At 61.3% G+C, this 9506-nt stretch carries 7 protein-coding genes; 3 read left to right on the top strand and 4 right to left on the bottom strand.

Annotated features, from left to right (window positions below; genetic code table 11):
• Nucleotides 1–336 precede the first annotated feature (336 nt).
• A complete protein-coding gene (locus BLX41_RS24600) occupies nt 337–1122 on the top strand; it encodes an outer membrane protein OmpK (protein WP_123726981.1) in 786 nt (261 codons plus the stop codon).
• Nucleotides 1123–1200: 78 nt separating this feature from the next.
• Here the strand turns inward: BLX41_RS24600 and BLX41_RS24595 are convergent, their stop codons facing one another.
• Nucleotides 1201–1980: a FadR/GntR family transcriptional regulator gene (locus BLX41_RS24595; protein WP_259745146.1), complete on the bottom strand. Its 780-nt coding sequence runs from the start codon at nt 1978–1980 to the stop codon at nt 1201–1203.
• Between the two features lie 167 nt (nt 1981–2147).
• Between BLX41_RS24595 and BLX41_RS24590 the strand changes: the two genes are divergently transcribed.
• Nucleotides 2148–3458, top strand: a complete 1311-nt coding sequence (locus tag BLX41_RS24590) for an MFS transporter (RefSeq protein WP_123726979.1) — start codon at nt 2148–2150, stop codon at nt 3456–3458.
• A gap of 16 nt (nt 3459–3474) precedes the next feature.
• Nucleotides 3475–4449 (top strand): D-erythronate dehydrogenase, encoded by a 975-nt coding sequence (gene denD / locus BLX41_RS24585; RefSeq protein WP_123726978.1) that lies wholly within the window; start codon nt 3475–3477, stop codon nt 4447–4449.
• Nucleotides 4450–4537: 88 nt separating this feature from the next.
• Here the strand turns inward: denD and BLX41_RS24580 are convergent, their stop codons facing one another.
• The 3 genes from BLX41_RS24580 to BLX41_RS36180 form a co-directional block, all read right to left on the bottom strand.
• Nucleotides 4538–7636 carry an autotransporter family protein gene (locus BLX41_RS24580; RefSeq protein WP_123726977.1) on the bottom strand — a complete coding sequence of 1033 codons (3099 nt, stop codon included), beginning with the start codon at nt 7634–7636 and terminating at the stop codon, nt 4538–4540.
• Nucleotides 7637–8032: 396 nt separating this feature from the next.
• Entirely contained in the window at nt 8033–9199 is a 1167-nt protein-coding gene (locus BLX41_RS24575) for a patatin-like phospholipase family protein (protein WP_123726976.1), read from the bottom strand.
• Nucleotides 9200–9249: 50 nt separating this feature from the next.
• Nucleotides 9250–9506: LpxL/LpxP family acyltransferase (locus tag BLX41_RS36180; protein ID WP_473241686.1), on the bottom strand; the 257-nt coding region annotated here is incomplete at its 5' end.

The following is a 9506-nucleotide window of genomic DNA, read 5'->3' as shown; positions in this document are numbered from 1 at the left end:
CCCCCCCCCCCCCCCCCCCTGCCGTGGGAGCCAGTATTCTCCGCGGCCACGCAAATCCGGTCTAAAAAAAGCCCGGATGAAAAACCTGACCTGAAGGCCAACTTATCCCGGTCCAGACAGGTAACAAGGCGCACGAAATCAATGCTGGGAATACTCTCGGACGACTGTATCAATACAGCCGGACGGGAGTTTTTTGCTTTTTTTCGGCCTTGGCTCAGCTCTTGCTAACAGCAACAAAGCTGACCGATCGGATGGTTTTTACAGCAAAGAAAAAAGGCGCCAAACCAGAGCGCCGAGCCAAAAAAAACGTGGAACTACCTACTTGGGAGCAACCGAATGAAACCGATGTGCACACGCCTGATGCTGGCTGCCGGCCTGCTGGCCGGGGGGCAGGCCATGGCTGGCGACCTGCTGCAATGGCAGAACAACAGCCTGACTTATTTGTACGGCAAGAACTTCGAGGTCAACCCGCAGATTCAACAGACGGTGACGTTCGAGCACGCCGACGCCTGGAAGTACGGGGACAACTTCTTTTTCCTCGACCGGATCTTCTACAACGGCAAGGAAGACGGCAACGTCGGCCCGGACACCTACTACGGTGAGTTCTCGCCACGCTTGTCGTTCGGCAAGATCTTCGACCAGAAGCTGGAATTCGGCCCGATCAAGGACGTGCTCCTGGCGTTCACTTACGAGTTCGGCGAAGGCGACAATGAGTCCTACCTGATAGGTCCGGGTTTCGATCTGGCAGTGCCGGGCTTCGACTACTTCCAGCTGAACTTCTACCAGCGCCACACCGAAGGCAGCCGCCCGGGCGACAACGTCTGGCAGATCACCCCGGTGTGGTCCTACACCATTCCCGTGGGCCGCTCGGACATCCTGATCGACGGTTTCATGGACTGGGTGGTGGACAACGACCAGAACGCCAAAGGCACCTACCACGCCAACCTGCACTTCAACCCACAGGTCAAATACGACCTGGGCAAGGCACTGAACTGGGGCGCCAAGCAGCTGTACGTCGGTTTCGAGTACGACTACTGGAAGAACAAGTACGGTATCGAGGATTCGCGTAACTTCGAGACCAATCAGGACACCGCCAGCCTGCTGGTCAAGTACCACTTCTGATACTCCATGAGACGGCCGGCCCTCATGTTCCGATGAGCGCCGGCCACTCAGGCTGATGGGCCAGCGCGACGCTGCCTATCAGGCAATACGTGATCCGGAGTCCCGCCAGAATGCCGGATCTGCACTCTTGAGCCGTTCCACCGCATTGTGGATGTGGCTCAGCGCTGCCTGCCGCGCCCCTTCGACATCGCGAGCGGCAATGGCCCCATAGACCGCGAAATGCTCATCGCGTACCGAATGCGCCAGATCCCGACGCCGCTCCTCGTTGGAACGGGTAATGCGGATCGCCTCCTTGATGAACTGGGCAATGAACTCATGCAATGAGGGATACAGCGGATTGCCGGTGGCCTGGGAAATCGACAAGTGAAAGGCCAGGTCCTGCTCCACGCCGTCATGGCCATCCTGCTCGGCCACATCGATGGCCAGCAACGCCTGGTGGATCGCCTGCAGTTGCTCGGGGGTGCGCCGCTGCGCCGCCAGAGCCGCCGCTTCGCCCTCGATACCACGGCGTAATTCAGTCACCCGGAGCACCGCCTCGATCGACCCGCGTACATCCAGATCGATAGTGAAGGCCTTGATATGCGCCCCCTCACTGACCACGGTGCCGCTACCTTGGCGCACCTCCACCAGCCCGGCCGACTTCAAGCGTGAAATCGCCTCGCGGATAACCGTGCGGCTGACCCCGAAGCGCTCGCACATAACCGGCTCGGTGGGCAGCCGCGAACCCGGCAGGGCCTCGCCACTGGCGATATGCGCCTTGAGTGCCGCGGTCACCTGATCCGCCAGGGTGCCCTTGGCCGCATCCTTGAGCGTCGCCAGGGAATCGACGGCGAGGGAAGAGTTGTCAGGCTTGGACATGGGTATCTCTGTATTGAAAGTGGCTAACGGTACTGCATTTCATGCACGCCGTCCCGCTCGGTCTCCGACCATTGAATTCGTATGATGTATTATGATATCTAAGACACCTCAGCAAGTCCGATAAAAACAAAATCACCCAAATACAAGAAACAAGGATGGGTAAAGACATGACTGAATCACTGTCACAAACTGCAGCCCGCTCCCCCACCGCCTCGTTTGAGGACCTGGCTTATCGCAAAGTCGCCTGGCGCATCCTGCCGCTGCTGTTGCTGTGCTATCTGGTGGCCTACCTGGATCGGGTCAACGTCGGCTTTGCCAAGTTGCAGATGTCCGAAGACCTGCAATTTTCCGAAGCGGTCTACGGCCTGGGCGCGGGGATCTTCTTCATCGCCTACTTTCTGGTGGAAATTCCCAGCAACCTGATCTTGCACCGGGTCGGTGCACGCCTATGGATCGCTCGCATCATGATCAGCTGGGGCATCATTTCCTCGTGCATGGCTTTCGTCAGCACCCCCACCTCCTTCTATGTCATGCGCTTTCTGCTGGGCATCGCCGAAGCCGGGTTCTATCCCGGTGTCATCCTGTATCTGTCCTATTGGTTCCCCTCCAACCGCCGCGGCAAGATGTACGCACTGTTCGCCACCGCGGTACCGCTTTCGGGGTTGATTGGCGCACCGCTGTCCGGTTGGATCATGAGCGCCCTCAACGGCCATCAGGGTTTCGCTGGCTGGCAATGGATGTTCTTCCTCGAGGGCTTGCCGTCGATCCTGGTGGGCGGCCTGGTGATCTACTGCCTCAGCGACCGTATCGCCGACGCGGGCTGGCTGACCCGCGAAGAGAAAAACCTGCTGCAGACCCGGATTGAGGCCGAGACCGACGGCCACCAGGTTCACAGCGTCAGGCAGGTGTTCGGGCAACCGCGGATCTGGCTGCTGACCGCCATCTACTTCTGCATGATCGCCGGCTTCTACACCGTCGGCTTCTGGCTGCCCTCGCTGATTCGCCAGGCCGGGGTCAGCGATGTATTCGAGGTCGGCATGCTCACGGCGATCCCCTACGCCGCTGCAGCGCTGACCATGGTGCTGATCTCCCGCAGCGCCGACCGCTTGCGCGAACGCCGCTGGCATCTGGCGCTGACCGCAGTGCTTGGCGGCATCGGCCTGATGATTTCCGCCACCTGGAGCGACAACTTCACGGTGTCGATGATCGGCCTGACCCTGGGTGCCATGGGCGCCTTCAGCACCCTGCCGCTGTTCTGGAGCCTGCCCACGGCCTTTCTCGGCGGCACTGCGGCTGCCGCCGGTATTGCCCTGATCAACTCCTGGGGCAACCTCGCCGGTTTCGTCTCGCCCTACCTGATGGGTTTTCTCAAAGACCTGACCCAAAGCACCACCATCGGCATGTACGTCATGGCCAGCGCGTTGTTCATCGGCGCTCTGCTGGTCTTCAAGATTCCCGGAAAACTCGTCAATCGCTGAACAGTTGGAGCCACTCATGAATATTCTTGTTACCGGCGCAGCCGGCTTTCTCGGACGGCGGCTGATCGAAGCCTTGCTGCAACGGGGCACCCTGACCGACCGTCACGGCCAATTGCAGCCCATCAAGCGCATTACCGCATTCGACCGGGAGCCCGTGCAGGGCCTCGATGACCCTCGGGTCCAGGTCAAGGGTGGAGACATCACCGACCCCCACGTCCTGGCGCACCTGATCGACGCCAACACCACCAGCATCTTTCACCTGGCGGCGGTGGTCTCCAGCCAGGCGGAAAGCGATTTCGAACTGGGTATGCGCGTCAACTTCAGCGCCACCCAGAGCCTGCTGGAGCGAGCGCGGCAGTTGGGTACCTGTCCGAAGTGGGTGATGACCAGTTCAGTGGCGGTCTTCGGCGGCCAACTGCCGGACACTGTCGGCGACGATCAAGTGTGGGCGCCACAGAGCTCCTACGGCACCCAGAAAGCCATGAACGATCTGCTGCTGGCCGACTATAGCCGGCGTGGTTTCGTCGACGGCCGCAGCCTGCGCATGCCCACCATCGTAGTGCGCCCGGGCAAGCCGAACCTTGCAGCGTCGAGTTTTGCCAGCGGCATCATCCGCGAGCCCCTCAACGGCCAGGCCAGTGTCTGCCCGGTTCCCTTGAACACCCGGTTATGGCTGATGTCCCCGGCACAGGCCATTGCCAATCTGATTCATGGCCATGAACTTGACGCCGGGCGCTTGAGCCAAGGCCGGGTAATCAACATGCCCGGTTTGTCACAGACCGTGAAGCAAATGATCGACGCGCTGCGGGAAGTGGCGGGCGATGCAGTGGCCCAGCATGTTCAACTGCGCCCGGATGCAGCCATCGAGCGCATCGTCGGCTCCTGGCCGGGCGCCTTCAGCGCACCCTATGCAGCAGAACTGGGCTTCACCGCGGACCCGGACTTTGCCAGCGTGATCCGACAGTTCATCAGGGACTATCTGCATCGCTGACCAACTGCTCCTCTGCAATGGCCTCCTTGAGCCGGAGGCCAGCACCCTCGCCAGTCATCTGATGGGGTCTCTTGAGCAACCGGCAGCATCACCAGTTGTAGGTCAGGTTCAGTTGGCCGCCATAGCCGTACTGATCGGTACTGCCGGTATGGCCGAACAGATGACTGGACACTTCGACATCCCGAGCGACCTGTACCTGGGCCCCCACCTTCAACTCCAGCGCATCCCGCGATGGCCGGGCGTCCAGGCTGTTGCTGCCCATCTGGACCGACGGCACCGACTCGGTATGCAGCCAATTGGTTTCGAGAAAAGGCCGCAGCGCCGAGCCATCAGTGCCCTGCCCAGGCTGCGGATAGAAGCGTACACCGACGCTCGAACGCCAGGCATCGGCGTCGCCGCTGCGCAGTCGCGTGCCTTGCAGATGCGCGTCCTTGGCGGTGTAGCGGCTATAGATCAACTGCCCGCGAGGTTCCACCACCCAAGCCCCGAACGCTGAATCCGCAGCGAACGGCAAGAGTGCATAACCCGACTCCAGCGACGCCGACCACAGGCTCGAATCATAGTCAGCGGACCCCAACTCACTGCTGATCCGATTGGTGTAACGGCCGTACTGCAACCAGGTATCGACATATGCTCCCAGCCGGTTCACGTCATCCGCATAGAAAGTGCCATACATGCCCGCCGAATAACCCGAGACCTTGCCATGAGCCTTGGCGCGAACAGCGGTGTTGGTGTCACGGCGCATCAATGTGGAAGTCGAGTCGATGCGCGCGTCGCCATAGCCCGCCATGAGCCCGGTATAGAACGCACCTTGCGTCCCCACCGGCCGGCGCAGCAACGCCCCGCCCATCTGCACCACATCGCTGCTGGATTCGATATCGACCTTGCCCTCGGCCATGCGCATGCCCTTGTCGTGCCGCCCCTGAACTCGCATCCAGAGTCCCGAGTCCTGGCGGTCGGCACCCAGGCTGCGCTTGCTTGCACGGTCCTGCAGGCCGTGGTCGAACATTGTCCTGGTAGCCTGCTGGGTGCCGATATACGCCCCACTTTCCGGTGCCACCTGACGGGCGGGCGAATCCGTGGGTAACGACGGGCCGTTGTACTGGGAAGTCAGGAACCAGTCATTCGTCGTGCCCGAGTTGCCACCCTGCACCAGGCTGTACTCATAGCCATTGACCGAAAGACTGCCGACACTCCTGCGATAACCGCTGGAACCCGTGTCCAGATAGAAGGCGTCGGATGCAATGGTGCCACCGTTGATCGCCTGCACCAGAAGAATCCCTTCCTCCGTCTCCCCACCCTCACCGCCCGCGTTGAGCACACGCACCGCAGTTCTGCCACTGGCCGCTCCACCGTCGATGACCAGCCGGTCGCTGGGGGAAGCGTCGTCGCCCAGTTGGGTGCTGAACACCAGCGTGCCATTGCCGATGTAGTTGTTAACGGTCAGGGTCTGGAAACCGGCAGCACCGAACACCAGCGTACCGTTGTTGGTCAGGGTGCCCAGTGTCGAGTCAGCGCGTACGTTCCACCGGCTGCTGTCATCGAGCAGCAGGCTATTGATTCGCCCCCCGCTCTCGGCCCGCAGCGCCCCCGACAGTACCGAACCGGCACTCAGGTTCAGGTCCACGCTGCCGTTCTGAGCAAAGACGTCGCCCACCAGCGTCGTGCCGCTGGCCTCGACACTGACCTGGCCGGTATCGACAGGAACACTGTTCAACATTGCCTGCTGGGTCTGCAGAAAGATGCCCTGCGCCTCCTGCCCATCGGAGCGCGCGACAATGTTCGAATTCACCAGGGTAAAGCGGTGATCACCGCCACTGGCCAGCAGGCCCGCCCCATTCTGAGTACTGACCTGGCTGTCGGTCAGCGAAAGGGTATTGCTCGCCGCCCCGCTGGTGACATAACTCCAGACGCCAGACGCCAAGTCCCCGTGGGTGGTCAGCCGGGAGTTCTCCAGAGTCGCCACTGCACCATTGCCCAGCGCCAGGCCGGAGGCATTGTTGCCGCTAGTGATGACATCGGTTCCCCTGGCGGCCAGATGTGCGTCGGCCGCGCGTACAAACAGACCATGGGCCGCTTGCCCATGGGTGACGATCTCGGACTGTGCAAGGCGCAGGTCGGCACCCGCGGTTCGTGCCAGGGCACCAAAGGATCCGGCACCGAAGGTTTCAATCCGGACATTGCTCGCCTCGATGCTGGCATCGCTGTCGAACTGGTTGTACAGATACAAACCCAGCGAATTCGTGCCGTGAGTGGTGATGCTGCCGTTGCTCAGCGTCGCCTGACCGGCTCGGTTATCCAGCCCATGGGCAAATTGGGCGCCCTGGGTGTCGATGCTGAACCGATCGGCGATCAGCTGGGACTCGGGCATGAACATCCATATCCCGCCTGCTTGCTCTCCATAGGTGCTGATGCTGACGTTGTTCAACGTGGCACGGGCGGCGTCGCCGTTGAGGTTGAGCCCATAGCCGGTGCTGGAACTCAGCGTTGCATCGCGGATATCGGCTGACGAGCCAATACCGTCGAAGTCGTACCCCAGAAATACCGCATCCTTGTGGGCGGTGAGGCTGCCGCCAAGCATCGAGAATGTTCCACCGTTGAGCCGGGCTCCAGAGTAGCGGGCAGATGTGCCATGGCTATCGACAAAGGACAGCGTTGAACCCGCCCCGCTGACAAACAGAACCGTAGCGTCGTTGCCCGTTGTGTTGATTGTGACCCCCTCCAGCGTCATCGAGGCGCCATTGGTCGCCTCGGCGCCAAAGCCGTGGTCATTGCTGGTGGAAATCGTCAGGTTGCGAGCTTCCAGGGTCGTTCCCGCATCCGAGGCGACCACTCCATAACCATGAATGCCGCTGGTGGTAATGCTGCCGCCGTCGAGCGTGATACGGCCACCGCTGTGCGCATAGGCACCGAAAGACTGCTGGGAAGTGAGCGAGGTTCCGGTAGCGACGATCTCACTGCCAGTACCACGGGCCTCAAGCGCATAAGTACGGTGGCTCAGTACCTGACTATCGACCAGGGTCACATGCCCGCCACCGTTGGCGCTGACCCCGACGGCGAAACTGCCGAGCGGGGAGCCGGCCTTGATATCGACTCCATCGGCGCTCAGCTGATTGCCACTGACCGCAACGTTGATCGCGGCACCCGGACCGTCGTAGGTCACGGAGTCGCCCGGTTGCAGGCGCATCGAATCAGTGCCATCCGGATTGGAGAGATCTATCTGGCCGTATTCACTTGCGTGTCCTTGAATCGAACCAGCCATGAGGTACATCGTAAAAAGACCCGACAGCGTCGAGCAGACTGATTGTTTCATGAGACTCCCTGCCACATTTAAGTCGCAGTTCCCTCAAGACAATGTCCGCAATTGACAACAAATGACAACGGAAAGCAGGAGGAATCTCGACGATGACCGACGTTGAACACGGCCATCATCCAAGCGATTCAAAACCTTTGTAATAAGACAGATCTTAAAAAGCAGTAGCGCCCCGGGTACCCCGGAACAGTGACAACAGGAGAAAAGACACAGCACGCAAGTGACACGCACATCGATGTAAAGACGGAGGGAACACCGCCCTCAGCGATCTCAGGCCGGAGACGTCGCCGCCAGCCCCAGGAAGCGCACCAGCTCCTCACGCTTGGCCAGGGCATCGCTGCGCCCGAGCTCAATCAGTTCATTGCAGTAGGCTGCTTCAAACAGCAGATAACTCAATACCCCAGCACCACTGGTGCGGGTCGCCCCGGGCCCACGCAGGAATACACGCAACGCTGCCGGCAGCTCATGCCGATGGCGAGCGGCAATCTCGTCGATGGGCTGGCTGGGGGCAATCACCAGCACTTCCACCGGTGCAATGCCCAGGCCGCGGTCGGCCGCACTGTCGGGCAACAACCGGCTGAAGTGATTGAGCCGCTCCAGCAACTCGATATCGCTTTCCAGGCTGTCGATGAAGGTGCTGTTGAGCATATGGCCGCCGATCTGCGCCAGGGTCGGCTCCTGTCCGGTGTAAGTGCGTGATGCGGTACTGTCCGGATCGTTGCCACGCGGGTTGCCGCTGACCCCCACCACCAGCACGCGGCTGGCCCCCAGGTGCAGGGCCGGGCTGATAGGCGCCGACTGGCGTACCGCGCCGTCACCGAAGTACTCCTGGTCGAGCTTCACCGGGGCGAACAGCAAGGGAATCGCCGAGCTGGCCAGCAGATGGTCCACCGTCAGGTGGGTGGGAATGCCGATCCTTCGATGACGCAGCCAGGGATCGATCACCCCGCCACCTTGATAGAAGGTCACCGCCTGACCGGACTCATAACCGAACGCAGTCACCGCCACGGCGTGCAGTTGCCCTTGGGAAATGGCTTCGTTGATGCCCGAAAGATGCATGTGCTGGTTAAGCAATTCACGCAGCGGCGAGTTGTTGATCAGTGCCACCGGCACCTGAGCACCAAGCCCCAACAGGCTGTGGCCGACAAATCGACTGGCCTGGCGGATCACCCCGGACCAGTCGCTGCGCATCACCTGATCGCTGCGAAAGTTGCGCCAGAAGGCCGTGAGGCGCTGGATCGCCGCAGAAAAATCCGCGGCACCGCTGGCCAGGCTGACGGCATTGATGGCCCCCGCAGATGTGCCGACGATCACCGGGAACGGGTTGCGCGCCCCCGGCCCCAACAGCTCGGCAATCGCCGCTAGCACGCCCACCTGATAGGCGGCACGGGCACCACCGCCGGAAAGAATCAAACCTGTTACCGGTCCAGCACTCATTGCTTCACTCCATCCATGGCGTACCAGGGCCGCTCATCAGTGCCAGAGGGTCAGCCGCGCTTCTTATAGAGCTTGGGCTCGCCCGGCGGCCGGCTCTTGAAGCGACGGTGAGCCCACAGGTACTGCTCGGGGCAGGCGCGCAATGCGGTTTCCACCCACTGATTGATCCGCAGGCAATCCTCTTCTTCGGTAGCGCCGGGGAAATCCGCCAGGGGCGCATGAATCACCAACCGGTAACCACTGCCATCAGCCAGGCGTTCCTGGGTGAAGGGCACGACCAGAGCCTTGCCCAGGCGGGCGAACTTGC

Source organism: Pseudomonas protegens (assembly GCF_003732485.1).
Taxonomy (GTDB): domain Bacteria; phylum Pseudomonadota; class Gammaproteobacteria; order Pseudomonadales; family Pseudomonadaceae; genus Aquipseudomonas; species Aquipseudomonas protegens_B.
The sequence above is the reverse complement of the archived record's forward strand: the minus strand, read 5'-3'. Positions and strand labels throughout refer to the sequence as shown.